Origin of the sequence: Arthrobacter sp. zg-Y1171, from assembly GCF_025244845.1 — a bacterium.
Classification (GTDB): Bacteria; Actinomycetota; Actinomycetes; order Actinomycetales; family Micrococcaceae; genus Arthrobacter_B.
This window is the reverse complement of record NZ_CP104264.1, coordinates 309,738-327,232: the sequence shown is the minus strand read 5'-3', so window position 1 is coordinate 327,232 and position 17,495 is coordinate 309,738. Positions and strand designations below refer to the sequence as shown.

Here is a 17,495-nt window from a genome sequence, read left to right as displayed (position 1 = left end):
GGGGCCTGGATAAGGCGGGGCTCCGCTGCTGCCTGCACCAACCGGGGGCTCCGGAGGGGCCTGGATAAGGCGGCTTTAATATTTCCCGCGAGCTCTGCGAGCGCGGAAATTTCGTTGCCGCCGTTCCAGGCCCCACGGGGACCCACCCCGACGCACGCAGCAGACCCCACCCCGCAGGATCCAGCGAGGAACCCTTAACGCAGGGCCGACACCCCGGTGATGTCCCGCCCGACGATCAGCGTGTTGATCTCACAGGTGCCTTCATACGTGTAGATGGCCTCGGCGTCGGCGAAGATCTTGGCCATCCGGTAGTCGGTGACAATCCCGTTGCCGCCGAGGATGCTGCGGCCCAGCGCCACGCTTTCGCGCATCCTGGCACTGGCGTAGGACTTCGCCAGCGCGGCCCTCGCCATATCCCCGGAGGCTGTGCCGGCGACGGGCGCTTCGTTACCGGGTACGGGGTAGCCACCGTGTTCGAGCTCGGTAACCCGGGCCAGCATTCCGGTGCTGGCCACCGCATTGCCGAGGATCTGCACCAGCTGCTGCTGGATCAGCTGGAAGGCTGCCAGCGGGCGGCCGAACTGCAGGCGTTCGACGGCGTACGCGCGGGCGACGTCGAACGCGGCCAGCTGGGCTCCCACCGCCTGCCAGCCGACCATGATCCGGGATCCCTGCAGCAGCTGCTTGGTGTCGTCGAAGCTCTCCACGCCGGCGAGCAGGTCAGCGGCGGGCACCCGGACGTCAGTCAGCACAATGTCCGCGTTCTGCACCGTTCGCAGCGCGGTCTTGTTCTCGATCCGGGTCCGGGTTACTCCGGGCAGGTTCGCGTCGAGCAGGAAACCGCGGGTGTGTCCGGTTTCCGGTTCCCGCGCCCACAGGACCATGTAGTCGCAGAACGTGCCGTTGCCGATCCAGCGTTTGGCACCGTTCAGCACCCATGTGTCGCCGTCGCGCACCGCGGTGGTGGACATGCCGCCGGCAACATCGGAGCCGTGTTCCGGCTCGGTCAGCGCGAAGGCACCGGTAATCCGCAGCGCACGGGCGTCGTCGAGCAGCCGGGACTTCTGCTCCTCGGAGCCAAAGACATGCAGCGCTTCGACAAACAGGTCATGGTGGACCATGAAGAAGGTGGCGAGCGAGGTGTCGGCGCGCGTCATTTCCGCGATCACCAGGCCTGCGAACAGCGGCGAGTAGCCCTGCTGGACAGGCGTGGAAAGTTCCAGCTGTGCCAGCTTCGGCAGCAGGTCGGAGGGGAAACGCGCCTCGTTCCACCAGTCCACGGCGTGCGGCAGCACTTCCTCGGCGAGGAAGCGCCGAAGTTCGGCAAGCTTGGCTTTCTCGGTGTCGCTGAGCAGGTCTTCGAAACCGTAGAAGTCGGCGTCGGGCAGTTGGTGCAGTGGTGCGGAGGAGCTCATGAAGGTCAGCGCGGTCCCATCCGGATGGCGCCGTCCAAGCGGATGGTCTCGCCGTTGAGCATCTGGTTTTCAATGATGTGGGCTGCCAGGGAGGCGTATTCCGTGGCCCGGCCCAGGCGCGAAGGGTGCGGCACCTGTGCGGCCAGGGAATCCTGGGCGGCCTGCGGCAGTCCCGCCATCATGGGTGTTTCGAAGATTCCCGGCGCGATGGTGACCACCCGGATCAGGTGCCGGGCCAGCTCACGCGCCAGCGGGAGCGTCATGGCGGCCACGCCGCCCTTGGAGGCGGAGTAGGCGGGCTGGCCGATCTGGCCGTCAAAGGCGGCAACGGAGGCGGTGTTGATGATGACGCCGCGTTCCTCGGTCCCGTTGGCGGTGACCGGATCGGTTTCGGCCATGGCAGCGGCGGCGAGCCGGGTGACATTGAAGGTGCCGATCAGGTTCACGCTGACCACGCGGGCAAAGTCCTCCAGCGCAAGGACACCGTCGCGGCCCAGCACCTTGCCCGGTGTTGCGATACCCGCGCAGTTCACGGCCACCCGGAGCGGTCCTGCAGCCATGGCTGCTTCGACGGCGGCCTGCATCTGTTCCGGGTTGGTGACGTCGCCGGGGACGAACCGGGCGTTGTCGCCGAGTTCCGCTGCATAGGCAAGGCCCTCGGACTGCGGCAGGTCCACCAACACCACGGAGGCGCCGGCGTCGTACAGCCTCCGCGCCGTGGCCCGCCCGAGTCCGGACGCTCCCCCTGTGACTATGGCCGATGCGCCTGCGATGTCCATGCGTTCCTCCTGGCAGATTTGCTCACCGGCAGTGTCGTCTATGTCACACCGGCAGTATCCGAGCCTACTGTGCGTTGGCCGGTGCCGCATCTTCGGCGGCTGGCATAGGGTTGGCGCATGCTCTACGAGGATTCCGACGACCGCGCCGAGACCGCCGCGCGCACCGTGAGCGCCGCGTTTGGCCGTTCGTTTGCCGGGTTGCCCGGGACCCATCTGGCTGCCACCAGCCGCCCGGCCTCGCGGCTGCAGCAACTGCGCCAGCCTTGGCATTACTGGTGGCAGGCACACTACCTCGATGCCCTGATCGACGCCGGCCTGCGCGAACGCCGCACCGGCACGCCGTTCCGCGGGCCGGAGCATCCCTCGGCTGCGGACCTGGCGCCGGCGCTGGTGCGGACCATCGGACTGCGGAACCGGATGCACTACACCAACCGTTTCTACGACGACATGGCGTGGCTGGCCCTTGCCGTCGGCCGCCTGAACTCGTTGTCGGGAGCGCGGGACCGGCAGCGCCCCTACCGGAAAATCCTCTCCACCCTGAACACGGCACTGGAGTCCGCCCACACCCCGGAACTGGGCGGCGGCATCTACTGGAACAAGGACCGAAACTTCAAGAACACCCCGGCCACCGCTCCGGCTGCCCTGCATTTTGTCCGCACCGGGTCACGGGATCGGGCGCAGGAGCTGGTGGATTGGCTCAACGCCACCGTGCTGGATCCGGAAACCGGACTGTATCTGGACGGGGTCAAGGTGGTCCGGGGCCGTCCGCAGCTGGAGAGCACCGTGTTCACTTACAACCAGGGGCCTGTCCTGGGTGCCCTGCTCGAGCTCGGCGGCAGTGCCAACCTCACCCGCGCTGCGGAACTGGTGCGCGCCGTCGACACCCACCTGACCGACGACGGCGGCACCTCGCGCGTGCTGCGCACCCACGGCACCGGCGACGGCGGTCTTTTCACCGGCATCCTGGCGCGCTACCTGGCCCAGGCCGCCGTGTCCCCCGCCCTGCCGGAACCGTCCCGCCGGACGGCGGCCGCGCTGGTGGAAGCCACGGCGACGGCACTGTGGGAGGGCCGGAGCAAACGGGCGGACTGGATCCTCTTCTCCGCCAAGCCGCTGGTACCGGCCGCCGTATCCTACCCGGGCGGCTCCGCCGTCGGGCTTTCCACCCAGCTTCAGGCCTGGATGGTCCTCGAAGCGTCGGCACGGGTGCAGCGGGCCGGGGCGGACCTCACCTGAGGCACCGCATCAACCCGTCTTGAGCGGGTGCTGCGACGCCGCCGCTGCCGGGTCCAGATCCGCCAGCGTGATCAGGTGCTGCGGGTGCTGCGGGAGCGGAAACGTGCGCAGGACATTGAGGTCGCTGTCCACATGCAGCATTTCGCCGGAGTCCAGCAGCCGCCAATTCGGGTTGGCATCCATCTTTTCGGTGGCCACCAGCACTTCCGGCCGCTTCTCCTCGCGTATCTGGTCACTGTGGACGCTGATCCGGCTGCTCCGCTTCTCCCCCACCGGGCCGCCCGGCCCCTGCTGCAGGACGTACAACGGATGGGTGTCCGGGTAGCGCACGGCCCACAGCTCCGTGGCGGTGGTGAGGATGATGTTCACCGCGTACAGCCGCAGGTTCTGCGCAATCCAGGTCAGCGTTGATGCAATTGCAGCCGAAACGTCTCCGCCGTTCACCCTCGCTGCGCCGGTGATAAGGGCGAAGACCCGCTCGCTGTCCGTCTCCCCCTTGACCAGGTGGTACATCTCCAGCTGGCGCAGCCGGTCATCGAGCTTGTCCAGGTCCTCCACCACCCCGTTGTGGGCCAGGAGACGGTTGTCCTGCTCAAAAGGGTGCGTGTTGACGTCCGTGTCCCCGCCGGTGCTGGCGTAACGCACGTGCGCCAGGAAGGTGGTGCTTTCCAGTTCCCGGGCCTCCTGGGCGTACTGCACATCCTGATACGCAGCGATGGGCGCTTTGTCGACCACCGGGCTGCCGTCGGGGGCGAACGTTCCGATCCCGAAGCCGTCCGCTTCCTTACGGCTCTGCTGGGCCAGGCTGTCCGGGGCCGTGAGCAGCCAGAACGTTGCCCGGACCGGATCCTTCCCGGCATGCATACCAAAGAGTCGGCACATGTGGACCTCCTGGGGGCGGTTCTGGTGGACGGACGGGGCCCCGGGTGAACCGGGGAAGCCAAGCCGCGGCGGCTAGGCGTTAGGCGCCTGCCCCACCGCTGACGGAGGTGACGGCTTCCGTTTCTGCGGATAGGGCGCGCGGTGTTCGCTGAGCATCTGCACATAGTCCGCGATCCAGCGCTCGCGGGTTGCCTGCGTCTTGAGGCCTTTGAGCCGGATGTACATGGCGAAGCGGTTCTGCGATGTCAGTACGTCGAACATTTCCTGGGCTGCGGGAACGGCGGCGATGGCCGCCCGAAGGTCCTCCGGGATTTCCGCTGTTGCCGATCCGGCGTAGGCGGCATCCCAGCGGCCGTCCACCTTCGCGCTGAGAACGGCGTCCCGTCCGGCCGGATGCATTCTGCCTTCCGCTTCCAGCCGGTTGATGTAGCCAACGTTCCGCAGCGACCAGTTACTGCGCGGACCGCGCGGCTGAAACCGCTGCAGGTAGCTTTGCTCGTCGCGCCGGTCAGCCTGCGCATCGATCCAGCCGAAACAGAGTGCTTCCTGAAGGGCCTCGCGATACGTCAACCGGGTGACGCTTCCGCCCTTCTTCCCCAGCACCAGGCGGACGCCGACGGATAACCCGTAATTGTGCTCCAGCCACTCCCGCCAGGCCCCGGCATCCGGCAGGAGAAGCTCCGGGAGGTCCCGTGTCATAGCCCAAGTCTAGGGATGCACCCGCCGGGCTGAAAGGGTCCGGGCCGGTTCAGCCGATGGCCGAAGCGTAGCGTGCCGTGTGACGGGCACGGCACCTTTGGGGTAGAACACTGCTATGAACGTTCGTACTCCTGACCCGTATCCAGGCTGGCTCTCCGAGGAAGATCTCTACGAGGCCAGGCAGCGCCTGCCCATGGTTTACGTCGAGGCGGTGCCCGTGCGGTGCGACCCGCTGGGCTACGTCACCGAGGTTGGGCTGCTGCTGCAGGCGACGCCGGAAGGCCAGATGGTACGTTCCTTCGTTTCGGGCCGGGTGCTGTACCGCGAAACCATCCGCGGGGCCCTGCTGCGCAACCTGGAGAAGGATCTGGGGCCGATGGCGCTGCCGCAGCTGCCGCCCACCCTGGTGCCGTTCGCCGTCGCCGAGTATTTCCCCTCCCCTTCGCAGAGCGGGCTGACGGATGAACGCCAGCACGCCGTGGCGCTTGCCTATCTGATTCCGGTGACCGGTGAGTGCAATCCCCGCCAGGACGCACTGGAACTGTCCTGGCTGACTCCGGACGAAGCACTCAGCCCCGCGATCTACGCCGAGTTCTCCGGCGGACGCGGAGACCTGCTGCGCCAGGCACTGGCCTCGGCCGGCTGGGGCCGCTGAAAAAGTCGCAGCTGACAAGCTTTATATACTGGAGGTTCTGGGGAGCCGAGGTCCAACCACGAAGGAATCGCCATGTCTGAGAGCCTGCCGGAAACGTACGCGTTCCGGGTCAACGCGGAACTGCTTGCCCCCGGACAGATCCTTGTCCCGGGTGAGGGTGCTGCAGAACCACTGGCTCCGGTAGCCGGAACCAGTGTGGAGGCCGATGATTTCGGTGTTCCCGCGCTGGTGCTCGCTAAATTGGACGACGGAACTTCGCTCCGGCTGGCCTACGGATCCGCCGTCCGGGTACAGGCTCCGGCTCCCGAAGGTGCGCCGTCGGACGCTGTTCGACAGGTGCCTTCGGAGGAAGACAACGCGGCCGAAATCATTGCCGACGCCGCGGCCGCCCACCCGGAAAACTCAGCCGTACAGGAGATTGCAGCTCGCCTGGACCGTGGTTTGAACGTGAAATCCGGCAGCCACCTGCAGGATGTCCGAGATTTGGCCCACATTCTCTATATCGATCTCGGTGATGCTGAAAACGCCCTGAGGGTCTGCAACGTCATCACCGGGCTCCCCTTTGACGGGAACTTTGGCCGTTGGAACTGGATTCAGGGCGCTTTGGCCCTGGCGGCGCACATCACCCATGAGGCCGGCGACGCCGAGAGCGCGGCGGCGTACAGCCATGCCGTGCGTGCTGCGGACACGTCCGAGACCGACCCGATGAAGGCCAAGCTGGCTGCCGAGCTGCTGCAGCGCCAGCTGAACGAACCCAACCTGTACGACCGCGAAATCCACCGGGCTGCCGAGGCCGGAAAAGATGCCAGCGAACGGGAATGGCGGGTCCTGCGCCTGAACGCCCTGCTCTACCTGCGCTCCCACGGCGGTTCGCAGACGCTGTCCGACGCGGAGCTGGACCGGCGCATCCGCACCGAGCTGATTGCCGTGCGCGGCTAGGCGGACTTCCGCTTCTTTTGCTGCAGCTGCTTTTGCCGGACATGGACGGCCACCACCACGGCCATGCCGACGACGGCGCCGATCAGCGTTTCAATGCCGCGGTCCCGCAGCAGCTCCATCGGGTTGCTCGGGTGGGCCAGCTCCGTGCTGACCAGCGCCAGCGGCGTGACCACCACCTGGGCCAGTGCGTATTGCCGGGCGATGAACATCTCCGCCCCGAACTGGCAAGCGGCAATGACCAGGACCATCTGCCAGGGCTCCAGGCCCGGAAGCAGGATCAGTGCCGTCAGCAATAGGCCGCCGAACGTGCCCAGGATGCGCTGCAGGCCGCGGTGGACCCGGTGGCGTACTGTCGCGCCGATCAGTGGAACGGTCGCCGCGACCATGGCCCAGTAGTTGTGGCCGATGCCCAGCAGGGTGGCGATGGATCCTGCCACCACTGCGGCCACCGCATACTGCAGCCCGTCAATGTAGATGAGGCGGCGCTGGGCCGGCGTGAAGCGCAGGCGTTCCGGTGGTTTCCATTCCGTGCGGTACTTCTGCACGAGCATCCCGGACAGGCCCAGCAGGATGGAGAAGGCCACCGTGAGGACTGCGGTGAGCATCCCCTGCCAGAGCGGAGGATGGTTCGGGACGGAGGATATGGCGGCGAAGGCGAAGATATGGAACAGGGAGCCGACCGGGCGCAGCCGCCAAAAGCCCGTGGCAATGGTGCCGAAACCGGCTACTGCCGTGGTGCCGATGACGGTTCCCCAGTCATCCAGGTCCAGGCGGGCGCACAGCGCTGCCGCCAGGATGACGGCCAGCATAAGTGTCCCGGCGCGGCCCTGGTGGCCCAGTCGCTGGCGGTGCGGTTCGTTCCGGCCGTAGATCCCGGTGAAGGCACCGAACGTGGCGAAAATGGCCAGGTCGATCCGCCCCAGGAAAAGCAGCAGGAGAAGCGGAACGCCCACTCCGATGGCGCAGCGGATGGCCGCGTGGTGGTCGTTGTGTGCCGGAGCGATCCTGAACATTTCCTGCAGGTGCGTCAACGCGGGTGGCCTCTGCCTTTCGTGCCGTAGGCATCGGGGGTGCGGGGATATTCCGGCGGCGGGGTGCATGGCCGGTTGAATTCCGCCAATCCAACCTATCCCCGGGAAAGCACCAGCAGATATAAATGTGGTGCATCTCCCAGCGGCCAGGCCCGGCGGAAGGCCGGCGCGGAGTAAGGCAAAATGGAGGGGTGTCTTCCTCAGCCTTTTCCTTCACCCTCGGTAAGCGCCTGCGCGAAACCGCCCCTGCAGCGGCCGAACAGCGAGTCGAGGCGAACGGCGGCGGCTTTCAGGGCCGCACCGGCACCATCTCCACGCCGCACGGCGAGATCGCCACTCCGGCGTTCATCGCGGTAGGTACCAAGGCCACGGTCAAGGCTGTGCTCCCCGAGTCGGTCGCGGAGCTCGGCGCCCAGGCCGTATTGGCGAATGCCTATCACCTGTATCTGCAGCCCGGCCCGGACATCCTCGATGAAGCCGGCGGTCTGGGAAAGTTCATGAACTGGTCCGGCCCCACCTTCACCGACTCGGGCGGATTCCAGGTGATGAGCCTGGGTGCGGGCTTCAAGAAGGTCATCAACATGAATGCCGACGGCACAACGCACGCCACCGGGTCGGACGACGACGTCGCGCCCGGCAAGGAACGCCTGGCACATATCGACGACGACGGCGTCTGGTTCAAGTCCCATCTGAACGGCGACAAGCATCGCTTCAGCCCGGAAATCTCTATGCAGGTGCAGCACAAAATCGGTGCCGACATCATGTTCGCCTTTGATGAGCTGACCACGCTCATGAATTCCCGCGGGTATCAGGAAATGTCGCTGGAACGCACCCGGCTTTGGGCCCTGCGGTGCCTTGCCGAGCACCAGCGGCTGACCGAGGAACGCTCCGACAAGCCCTACCAGGCCCTGTTCGGGGTGCTGCAGGGCGCGCAGTACGAAGACCTGCGGCGTAAGGCAGCCCGGGATCTCGGTGCCATGGACTTTGACGGCTTCGGACTGGGCGGGGCGTTCGAAAAGGAAAACCTCGGCACCATTGTCCGGTGGTGCACGGAGGAGCTTCCGGAGAATAAGCCCCGCCACCTGTTGGGGATTTCCGAGCCGGATGACATCTTCACCGCCATCGAAAACGGCGCCGACACCTTCGACTGCGTTTCTCCCACCCGGGTGGCCAGGAATTCGGCGTTCTACACGCCGTACGGCCGCAAGAACCTGTCAAATGCCAAGTTCAAGCGGGACTTCGGGCCGTTGGTGGAGGGCTGCGACTGCTATACCTGCACCCATTACACCCGCGCCTACATCCAGCACCTGTTCAAGTCCAACGAGATGGTCAGCCACACGCTGATTTCCATCCACAATGAACGCTTCACCGTGAAGCTCGTTGACGACGCCCGGCTGTCCATCGACGACGGCACGTTCTTCGATTTCAAGGCGGAGGTCCTGGGCAAGTACTACAGCGGTAAGTAGCTGGTCTACCTACCGCTGTAATCCTTGCGTGCGACGTGCCGAGTTCCAGGGGTTCTGCGGAAAGCCAAGCCGGCTAGGAATTGTCCGGCTTAGCCTGGGTCGATTCATCCTCTTCCAAGGCGGGCTGGGCATCCCGTTCCTCGTCTCCGGGGCTCGAATCCTTCTCCTGGGCGTCTTCGATCATTGCCTTGGTGACTTCGTCGTTGAATTCCTCCGCGGTTCCGGCAAGATTTTCATCTACTGCCTTGGCACCGGGGTTCGGGACTGGTTCCTGATTGCTCATGTTTGTCTCCTGCCGTACGGGGGAAGTGAAGCTCTGGCGTTCCCCCACCTTTGCACACCTGGGCAGGGATTTCGCCCGGTGACCTGATTGGCGTTTCCCCGCACGGTAGGGCCCGTTGCCGCTAGGCTCGGAGCGGAGGCCTGGCGGTCTTGCAACGGCTATTCGAAGGGGTCAGCATGGCGGAAAAGCAGGGGAATCCTGTAGTGCGGCGCGGGCACGGCACTGTTGGATGGACCATCCAGATCCTCGTTACGCTCTCCCTGCTGCTGGCGCTGGTAGTGGTGGCGGTATGGAAGCCACCCTCCCAAGCGATCATCACCGTCGTCATTTCACTCGTCCTCGGGCCGCTTCTGATGTTCATGGGGACGCGGCGGAGCAGCGGACGCCGCGACGAATCGCGGCAGTGACGGGGAGCACCGAACCCGGTCCCCGCCCCTACGCTGCGACAGGCTCCAGCAGCGGCTCCACGTAGCTGGGTTCGCGCTTCTTGATGACCCGGATGACCAACGCCGTGACCGGCACAAAAAGGTACTCAATGAGCGTCTTGTAGAGGAAGCCGAACAGGACGTAGTTGAAGAACCCGCCGGCGTCGGTAATCCCGATGACCGGAGCCGCAATGGCACAGAAAATCAGGGTGTCCGCAAACTCCCCTACACCGGTGGATAGCATCAACCGTCCGGTCAGTGCCTTCTCACGGAACCGCTCCTTCATCCGCACCAGCACCATCGAGTTCAGCAGCTGGCCGGCCAGGAACCCCAGCAGGCTCGCCAGGACAATCTGCCAGACCGGACCGAGAGCTACTTCCAGTGCAGCCTGCTTCTCCAGCCCGTAGGCGTCGTTGAACCCCGGCAGCGCAATGATCACGGCAAAACTGACGACGGCGAGAAGTGCCATCGCAAAGCCGGTGAAGATGGCGCGGCGGGCGGCTTTGAAACCGTAGACCTCGCTCACCACGTCGCCGAGAATGTACGCGAGCGGGAAGAGGAAGAAACCGCCGTCGGTGACAATGTCCCAGCCGCCGGGGAGGGAAAACTGTACGCCCTTGGAGGCGCCGATATTCGAAATGACGATGACCACGCACATCAGGGTGAGGATCAGGTCGTACTGGGAGCTCCCGCGGGAGGCGTAGGCTGCAGCGTTTTTCACAGCTGCCCGTGGCTGTGCGTTCATGGCATTTCCGTTCGGTTAGTGGTTCGCCTGGCTTTCGCCGGCTGTATTAGCACTGTGCCCGCTGCCCCGGGCAGCCCCGCAGGGCCGCATCCATTCTGCCACGCCCGGTCCGCTCCTGCCGCGCACACGATTTTGAACACGTTCAAAAGAATGGTCTACTAAACGCTGAAAATACTGCAAAGGGAGCATCATTGGCCGTCACCGCCAAGAGCGAACAGACGCGCCGGCTCCTCATCGACACCGCGCTGCGCCTCTTCGCCTCACAGGGCTACGAAAAGACCACCATGCGCGCTGTCGCACAGGAGGCAAACGTTTCGGTAGGCAACGCCTACTACTATTTCCGTTCCAAGGATGACCTCCTCCACGAGCTTTACCGGTCCCTCCAGGATGAACACCGCTCCCTTGCGCTGCCGCAGATCCGCGAGGGCCACAACCTGGGCGAAAACCTGGCGGTCATTCTGTCCACCGGCCTGACAACCATGGAGCCGTACCACGCCTTCGGCGTGCATTTCCTGCGCGACGCCATGTCACCGAACCGTCGGGAGGACGACGCCGTCGGGCGGGGGAAATCCATCGCGATGTTCCGGCAGGCGGTGTCGACCGCCCGGCCGCAGCCGCCCGTGGCTATCCGCGACGATCTGCCCGAACTGCTCTGGCTGATGCATATGGGGATCACCTTCTTCTGGGTGTATGACCGCTCCCCCGGACAGCGCAGGTCCCACCGGCTGGCCGCGAATCTGGCCCCGCTGGTGGCCAAACTCGTGATCCTGTCCCGGCTCCCGGTGGTCCGGAACATCATGGAGGACGTAGTCCGCCTGCTCCGAGGCGTCCGCGGGGACGGTTAGCCCGCAGCGCCGCCGGGGCACGGCGGCGGCGCGCCGTAACAGCGCGTCTTACAAGGGTGGCCGGTTCCGCCGTTTTGGGTGGAAGATGGAGCCATGTCTGCAAACACATCCTCTTCTGCGGCCTCAGCTCCGGCCGTCACGCTCACCATCGCAGGTTCCGAAGCCACCGGCGGCGCCGGCGCCCAGGCCGACCTGAAGACCTTCCAGGAACTCGGCGTCTACGGCATCACCGCCCTGACCTGCATCGTGTCCTTCGATCCCAACAACTCCTGGAACCACCGGTTCGTCCCGGTGGACCCGCAGGTCATCACCGACCAGCTCGAAGCCATCATGACCGCCTATGACCTCGACACGGTCAAGATCGGCATGCTCGGCACCCCGGCAACCATCGACGTCGTTGCCAAGGCGCTGCAGGCCCAGGACTGGAAGAACCTCGTGCTGGACCCGGTGCTCATCTGCAAGGGCCAGGAACCCGGCGCGGCACTGGATACCGACAAGGCGCTCAAGGCCCAGATCCTCCCGCTGGCCACCTTCGTCACCCCCAACCACTTCGAGTCCATGTCCCTGTCCGGCATGGATTCCATTGAGACCGTGGAAGACCTGCAGGAAGCAGCCCGCCGCATCCATGAAGCCAGCGGAGCCGTAGTGCTGGCCAAGGGCGGAGTCCGGCTGGAAGGCGACGACGCCGTCGACGTCTTCTACGACGGCGAAACCATGGAGGTCCTGCGGGCACCCAAGGTAGGCGAGGTAGCTGTCAGCGGTGCCGGTTGCACCCTCGCTGCGGCTATCACTGCTGAACTGGGCAAGGGGGCCACGCCTCTGGAAGCGGCAAAGACGGCGAAGGCGTTCGTCACGGAAGGTATCCGCAACCGCGTTTCCTCCAACGCACCGTTTGATGCGCTGTGGCAGGGCAACGCCGGCCAGGGCCCGGCGCTCTAACTGCGTCAACCCGCCCAAACACAAGCCAGAAGAATCATGGAAGGAGCCGTCCCCCCAACGGGGCGGCTCCTTCCGGCGTTTATTCGACCCGCAGGCGCTGGAATTTACAGCCTGAATTGCAAAAAAACAAGGGTCAAAGAAGTAATTCGCTATTAATAGGTCCAACCTTTGCACTGGGCGTTTGCTCCTCTATTGTGACCCTACGGCTGCTTGGTTTGGGGGCCGTTACGTGCACGCTGACACTCCTTACGGGGGTTGGAGGCACAACGGAAAACCTGCCGCAGTGTGTCAGCAGCCGTGCAATTGTCTCTTGGACATGCCCGGTAGCGCTCGGTGGAATGTTCAAGGAGCGCAATGAGATTGTCCATCCATCACAAACCCGGCGCGGTTGTCACTGCCGCATTCGCCGGGATCGCACTCACAGCGGGCCTCGGCCTGAGCCTGCCGGCGCAGGCCACTGAGACACCTGCCGGCGGCAATGAACTCACCGAGGGCATCTCCCTCGAGCGGTTCGCCGAACAAAAAGTGTCCCCCAGCCTGCGGGACGCCACCGGCCAGGTTTCGGTTTACGTGCAGTTCACGGGCGAAGGCGCCTTTGAACAGACCCAGCCCGAGGAGGTCAAGGACGGAAAAGCGGAGCCGGTGGTGAACAAGCCCCTGGTCGAAGAGATCCGCAGCGACATCACTTCGCAGGCAGAATCAGTGGCACAGGAAGCTGCCGCGAGCACCCTCTACACAACCACCAACACGCTCCCCGGCACCGCGATCGTCGGCGACGCCGAGGCCATCCGCGAGCTGGCCGGCCGCTCGGACGTTGCCCGCATCACCAAGATCGTTCCGAAGCACGTCGACAACAAGGGCGCGGATATTGACACCCGGGCCCTGAACACGTGGGTGGAGCGCAAGCAGACCGGAGAAGGCATCACCATCGCCGTCCTGGATACCGGCCTCGACTACACCCACAGCGATTTCGGCGGCCCCGGCACCATCGAGGCCTACCAGGCAGCACAGGCTTCGGCCACCATTCCCTCGGCCGGGAGCGGCCTTCTTGATTCCAATAAGTTCATTGGCGGCTACGACCTCGTTGGCGATGACTACGATGCCGATCCCGACTCCCCCACTTACCAGCCGGTCCCCCGGCCGGACCTGAATCCGCTCGACTGCGGCGGGCACGGCACCCACGTGGCCGGCACTGCCGCCGGGTACGGGACCAACAACGACGGCTCCACCTTCCGCGGCGACTACTCCACCCTCACGGCGGAGCAGGTCAATTCCATGCGGATCGGCCCCGGTTCCGCACCGGATGCCCAGCTCGTGAGCATCCGTGTCTTCGGCTGCGCAGGCTCCTCCGAGGTGGTCGGCCAGGCTCTGGACTACGTGCTGGACCCCAACGGCGACGGCGACTTTTCGGACCGTGCCCAGGTAGTGAACATGTCCCTCGGCTCCGACTACAGCCCGGTTGACGATCCCGAAAACGACATCGTCAACAAGCTCACCGAACAGGGCATCCTCTCCGTTGTCGCTTCGGGCAACGCCGGAGACGTCTATGACATCGGCGGTTCCCCGGGGAACGCAAAGTCGGCCCTGACCGTGGCCAGCACCATCGGTTCCCGGGTCACTCTCGACCGCGCCGACGTCCTCGCTCCAGCCGAACTGGCCGGATCCGTCGCCGGGCAGTACTCCTCCAACTTCAATTACTCGGACCCGGCAGTTACCGAAGCACAGCTCACCGGCAATGTGGTGATGGCTCCGGCAGACAACCGCTTTGGCTGCAACGCCTTCCCTGCCGGTTCCCTGACCGGTAAATGGGTCTGGATCCAGTGGGAAGAAGACGCTGCTTTCCCCTGCGGCTCGGGGGTCCGGTTCAATAATGCCCAGGCCGCCGGAGCCACCGGCGTGGTGCTCGATTCCCCGCGTGCGGTCTTTGAATCGGGTATCGGCGGAAACGCCACCATCCCCGGCATCCAGCTCAACGCCGAATCCTCGGACCGACTGCGGCCGTCCGCAGAAGCGGGGACCTTGACCCTGCGCCTGTCGCCGGCCTACATGGCCACCGCCAGCGCCCCCTCGGGCGCCGGTGACACCGTCAGCCCGTTCACCTCCCGCGGAGTGCACGGTTCCAACGGCATCGTGAAGCCCGACGTCGCGGCGCCGGGTTCGGCTATTGGATCAGCAGCCGTCGGCTCCGGCACCGGTGCAGCCGTCAGCAGCGGCACGTCCATGGCCACCCCGCATGTGGCCGGTATTGCGGCCCTGCTCTACGCGGCTACGGATTTGAACCCGTACGAGGTCAAGACCGCCATCATGAACACCGCCACGCATGACCTGCTCACTGCGTCCGGTGCCGTTCAAGGGCCCAACCGGGTCGGTTCCGGCCGGGTAGATGCCCTTGACGCCCTGAACAACAAGGTCCTGGCCTACGCCACGGAGGACCCGGCCCTGACCAGCGTCAACTTCGGCGTCCTGGAGCTCGGCAAGGAAGCCCTCGTGCTGACCCGGCAGGTCACGGTGGAGAACAAGTCCGACCGCCCTGTGTCCTACAACGTCAGCTACCTGCAGGCGTCCACCATGCCCGGCGTCGTCATCAGCACCACACCTTCGGTGAACGTGCCGGGCAACGGCAAGGCAACCGTGGACGTGACCTTGAGCATCTCCGATCCGGCTGCACTGGCCAAGACCATTGACCCCGCAGCCGAGACCGACCAGTTGAGCATTACCAGGCAGTTCCTGGCGGACGTTTCCGGGCGGGTGCAGTTTGCCGGCAACGGCACGCCCACTCTGCGCGTACCCGTCTACTCGGCCCCGAAGCCGACGTCGGATATGAGTGCCGGCAAGGAAATCGCCTTCGCCGACTCCGAGGCATTGAAGAGCACCGTGACCCTGCAGGGCCGCGAACTCAACCAAGGCACGGGTGCCTCGCGCTACCTGTCCCTGGTTTCGCCTTTGGTCCTCGGCGCGCAGAGCCCGCGGCTGGAGTCCGTGAAGATGGATTCCATGTACGCGATGGACCTGCAGGCCGTGGGCGCATCTTCCACGATTCCGACGCTGAAGGCTGCCGGCGGCAATCTTCAGACGTCCGTCGTGAACTTCGGCGTCAGCACCTGGGCCAACTGGCCCATGCTGGGCGGTGCGTTCGAGATTGACGTGGAGATCGACACCAATGGTGACTCGGTCCCGGACTTCGTCACCTTCACCTCCCGCGCGGCCGACGTGGACCTGGTTCTGGCTGCGACTTACCGTTTGACCCCCGGCGCTGCTCCGGTAATGGTGGACCAGACCGGTGCCAACGGTGTCCAGGGCGGCACTGATACCAACACCTTCGATACCAATGCGGTTACCCTGCCGGTTTCAGCAGCGGCCCTGGGCCTGGATGTAAACGCGGCATCGGCACCGTTGCGGTACCGGGTCACCACCTGGAACCCGTACAGCGTGGATGAACAGGGCGAGAGCGTTCCTGTCGACACCACCGAGTACATCCCGTTCGACGCGGCCAACCCGGCATTGACCTTCGCGGGCGCCACGCCTGCCAGCCTGTTTGCGGACGTCAACGGCGGCAAGATGGATGTCACCCGCAGTGCGGGCAACACCGACGCCAAGGCGCTGTTCCTGCACCTGCACAACGCCACCGGAGACTTGAGCGGCACCAACGGTGACGGCGGCAAGGCGGAAGTGGTCCCGATCAAGGTTCCGGCCAAGGTGGTTCCGACACCGACGCCGACACCTACCTCTACGGCCACGCCTAAGCCGACGGTGACACCGAAACCGACCGCGACACCCAAACCCACTGTGAAGCCGACGCCGGTCAATCCGATCAGCGCGGTCAGCAAGTGCTCGGGTTCGGGTGCCGAGATTGCGGTGACGGTCAAGAACACCGGGACCAAGCAGGCCAATGTGACGGTGAAGTCCAACTACGGCACCGCTACGGTGAACAAGCTGGATCCGGGCAAGAGCAAGTCGGTGGTCATCAAGACCCGCCAGTCCTCCATCAAGGCAGGCGACGTCACCGTAACCCTCACCTCCACGGGTAAGGGCAAGGTCGAAAAGGCCACCTACAAGGCTCACTTTGAAGCCCAGAAGTGCAAGGGCGGCAACGGCCACGGCGGCGGCAACGGCGGCGGCCACGGCAACGGCGGCGGTCGCGGCTAGGACATCATGCTGACCTAGCCAACCAATAAGGCAGCGGGCCCCGGAGAAATCCGGGGCCCGCTGTTTTTCTGGGTCGGAAGCCCTGCCGCGCAGCTACTTCAGCAGCCGGGACATCCTCCGGTCCGCCAGCAGCTTGCCTCCGGTCTGGCAGGTAGGGCAGTACTGCAGGGAGGAATCCGCGAAGGCCACCTCCCGGACGGTGTCCCCGCACACCGGGCAGGGCTCACCGGTCCGCGCATGCACCCGCATGGCCTGCCGCTTGGAGTCCTTCAATTCCGCGGCGGGACGCCCGGACGCATTCTCGATTGCAGATTCCAGGACGGCACCCATGGCTTCGAACAACCGTTGGACCTCGGCCGGTCCCAGCTTGGCGCCGATGGCAAACGGAGACAGATGTGCTGCATGCAGGATCTCGTCGCTGTAGGCATTGCCTATCCCCGCGATGGCTGATTGGTCCCGCAGCAGCCCCTTGATCTGGCCGTGATGGGAGCCGACCAGCTCCCCGAAAGCCGCCGGGTCGACGTCGAGCGCTTCCGGCCCCAGCCGGGCAATCCCGGGGACGTCGGCGAGGTCCCGTACAACGTACACCGCCAGCGACTTCCGGGTGCCCGCTTCCGTGAGGTCAAAGCCCGGTTGCGCCGAGCCGTCCTCCGTTGCGAACCGCACCCGCAGCGCCATCGCTCCCCGGCCCGGCCGCAGCCGGCCCGGCTTCAACGCATCGGACCAGCGCAGCCAGCCCGCCTTGGCCAGATGCATCACCAAATGCACTCCCCCGGCGGTGACCACCAGGAACTTCCCCCGGCGTTCGACGTCGGTCACCGGACCGGCATAGAGCTCCTCCAGCGGCACCGCCGCGGTTTTCAGCACGGGGAAAGACAGCACTTCGACGTCGGCGATCACCAGTGCGGGGGCATCGGGCGGGAGCAGCTTTGACCGCAGGTAATCAACCAGTCCCTGCACTTCAGGCATCTCGGGCATGCCAACACCCTAACGGTGGTCCGGTGGTGGCG

Annotated in this window: 16 protein-coding genes; 8 read left to right on the top strand and 8 right to left on the bottom strand. The window is 65.3% G+C overall.

From position 1 onward, the window contains the following. Nucleotides 1–194: 194 nt before the first annotated feature. Nucleotides 195–1,415, bottom strand: coding sequence for an acyl-CoA dehydrogenase family protein (locus tag N2L00_RS01615; RefSeq protein ID WP_255863662.1), 1,221 nt, complete (start codon nt 1,413–1,415; stop codon nt 195–197). A 5-nt stretch (nt 1,416–1,420) separates the two neighbouring features. Then, nucleotides 1,421–2,194, bottom strand: coding sequence for an SDR family NAD(P)-dependent oxidoreductase (locus tag N2L00_RS01610; protein ID WP_255767385.1), 774 nt, complete (start codon nt 2,192–2,194; stop codon nt 1,421–1,423). Between the two features lie 117 nt (nt 2,195–2,311). Between N2L00_RS01610 and N2L00_RS01605 the strand changes: the two genes are divergently transcribed. Further along, nucleotides 2,312–3,430: a glycoside hydrolase family 76 protein gene (locus N2L00_RS01605; RefSeq protein WP_255863661.1), complete on the top strand. Its 1,119-nt coding sequence runs from the start codon at nt 2,312–2,314 to the stop codon at nt 3,428–3,430. A gap of 9 nt (nt 3,431–3,439) precedes the next feature. On the opposite strand, the gene N2L00_RS01600 is transcribed toward N2L00_RS01605, so the two are convergent. Next, nucleotides 3,440–4,312, bottom strand: a complete 873-nt coding sequence (locus N2L00_RS01600; RefSeq protein ID WP_255767383.1) for a class II glutamine amidotransferase — start codon at nt 4,310–4,312, stop codon at nt 3,440–3,442. A 72-nt stretch (nt 4,313–4,384) separates the two neighbouring features. Then, on the bottom strand, nt 4,385–5,011 hold the full coding sequence (locus N2L00_RS01595; RefSeq protein ID WP_255767382.1) for a YdeI family protein: 627 nt from the start codon (nt 5,009–5,011) through the stop codon (nt 4,385–4,387). A 115-nt stretch (nt 5,012–5,126) separates the two neighbouring features. Between N2L00_RS01595 and N2L00_RS01590 the strand changes: the two genes are divergently transcribed. Both N2L00_RS01590 and N2L00_RS01585 read left to right on the top strand, forming a co-directional pair. Continuing rightward, complete coding sequence (locus N2L00_RS01590) at nt 5,127–5,666, top strand: NUDIX hydrolase family protein (protein ID WP_227924051.1); 540 nt, start codon at nt 5,127–5,129, stop codon at nt 5,664–5,666. Nucleotides 5,667–5,738: 72 nt separating this feature from the next. Further along, complete coding sequence (locus N2L00_RS01585) at nt 5,739–6,605, top strand: DUF6707 family protein (protein ID WP_255767381.1); 867 nt, start codon at nt 5,739–5,741, stop codon at nt 6,603–6,605. On the opposite strand, the gene N2L00_RS01580 is transcribed toward N2L00_RS01585, so the two are convergent. Further along, the gene (locus tag N2L00_RS01580) at nt 6,602–7,618 is read right to left on the bottom strand and encodes an FUSC family protein (protein ID WP_255767380.1); all 1,017 of its coding nucleotides are present in this window, start codon (nt 7,616–7,618) and stop codon (nt 6,602–6,604) included. The genes N2L00_RS01585 and N2L00_RS01580 overlap by 4 nt on opposite strands. A gap of 209 nt (nt 7,619–7,827) precedes the next feature. On the opposite strand from N2L00_RS01580, the gene tgt reads away from it, so the two are divergent. After that, nucleotides 7,828–9,102 (top strand): tRNA guanosine(34) transglycosylase Tgt, encoded by a 1,275-nt coding sequence (gene tgt / locus N2L00_RS01575; RefSeq protein WP_255767379.1) that lies wholly within the window; start codon nt 7,828–7,830, stop codon nt 9,100–9,102. 73 nt (nt 9,103–9,175) lie between these two features. Here tgt and N2L00_RS01570 read toward each other — a convergent pair whose 3' ends face one another. After that, nucleotides 9,176–9,385 (bottom strand): hypothetical protein, encoded by a 210-nt coding sequence (locus N2L00_RS01570; protein ID WP_255863660.1) that lies wholly within the window; start codon nt 9,383–9,385, stop codon nt 9,176–9,178. Nucleotides 9,386–9,561: 176 nt separating this feature from the next. Here N2L00_RS01570 and N2L00_RS01565 point away from each other — a divergent pair, with 176 nt between their 5' ends. Beyond that, nucleotides 9,562–9,792: a hypothetical protein gene (locus N2L00_RS01565; protein ID WP_255863659.1), complete on the top strand. Its 231-nt coding sequence runs from the start codon at nt 9,562–9,564 to the stop codon at nt 9,790–9,792. Between the two features lie 28 nt (nt 9,793–9,820). Here N2L00_RS01565 and N2L00_RS01560 read toward each other — a convergent pair whose 3' ends face one another. Beyond that, nucleotides 9,821–10,555, bottom strand: coding sequence for a queuosine precursor transporter (locus tag N2L00_RS01560; RefSeq protein ID WP_255863658.1), 735 nt, complete (start codon nt 10,553–10,555; stop codon nt 9,821–9,823). 191 nt (nt 10,556–10,746) lie between these two features. Here N2L00_RS01560 and N2L00_RS01555 point away from each other — a divergent pair, with 191 nt between their 5' ends. From N2L00_RS01555 to N2L00_RS01545, 3 genes are all read left to right on the top strand, one after another. After that, nucleotides 10,747–11,400, top strand: coding sequence for a TetR/AcrR family transcriptional regulator (locus N2L00_RS01555; RefSeq protein WP_255863657.1), 654 nt, complete (start codon nt 10,747–10,749; stop codon nt 11,398–11,400). Nucleotides 11,401–11,493: 93 nt separating this feature from the next. Continuing rightward, nucleotides 11,494–12,339, top strand: a complete 846-nt coding sequence (gene thiD, locus N2L00_RS01550) for a bifunctional hydroxymethylpyrimidine kinase/phosphomethylpyrimidine kinase (RefSeq protein ID WP_255863656.1) — start codon at nt 11,494–11,496, stop codon at nt 12,337–12,339. A gap of 354 nt (nt 12,340–12,693) precedes the next feature. Beyond that, nucleotides 12,694–16,485 (top strand): S8 family serine peptidase, encoded by a 3,792-nt coding sequence (locus N2L00_RS01545; RefSeq protein ID WP_255863655.1) that lies wholly within the window; start codon nt 12,694–12,696, stop codon nt 16,483–16,485. 93 nt (nt 16,486–16,578) lie between these two features. Here N2L00_RS01545 and N2L00_RS01540 read toward each other — a convergent pair whose 3' ends face one another. Next, nucleotides 16,579–17,463 (bottom strand): Fpg/Nei family DNA glycosylase, encoded by an 885-nt coding sequence (locus tag N2L00_RS01540; protein ID WP_255863654.1) that lies wholly within the window; start codon nt 17,461–17,463, stop codon nt 16,579–16,581. Between the last annotated feature and the right edge of the window lie 32 nt (nt 17,464–17,495).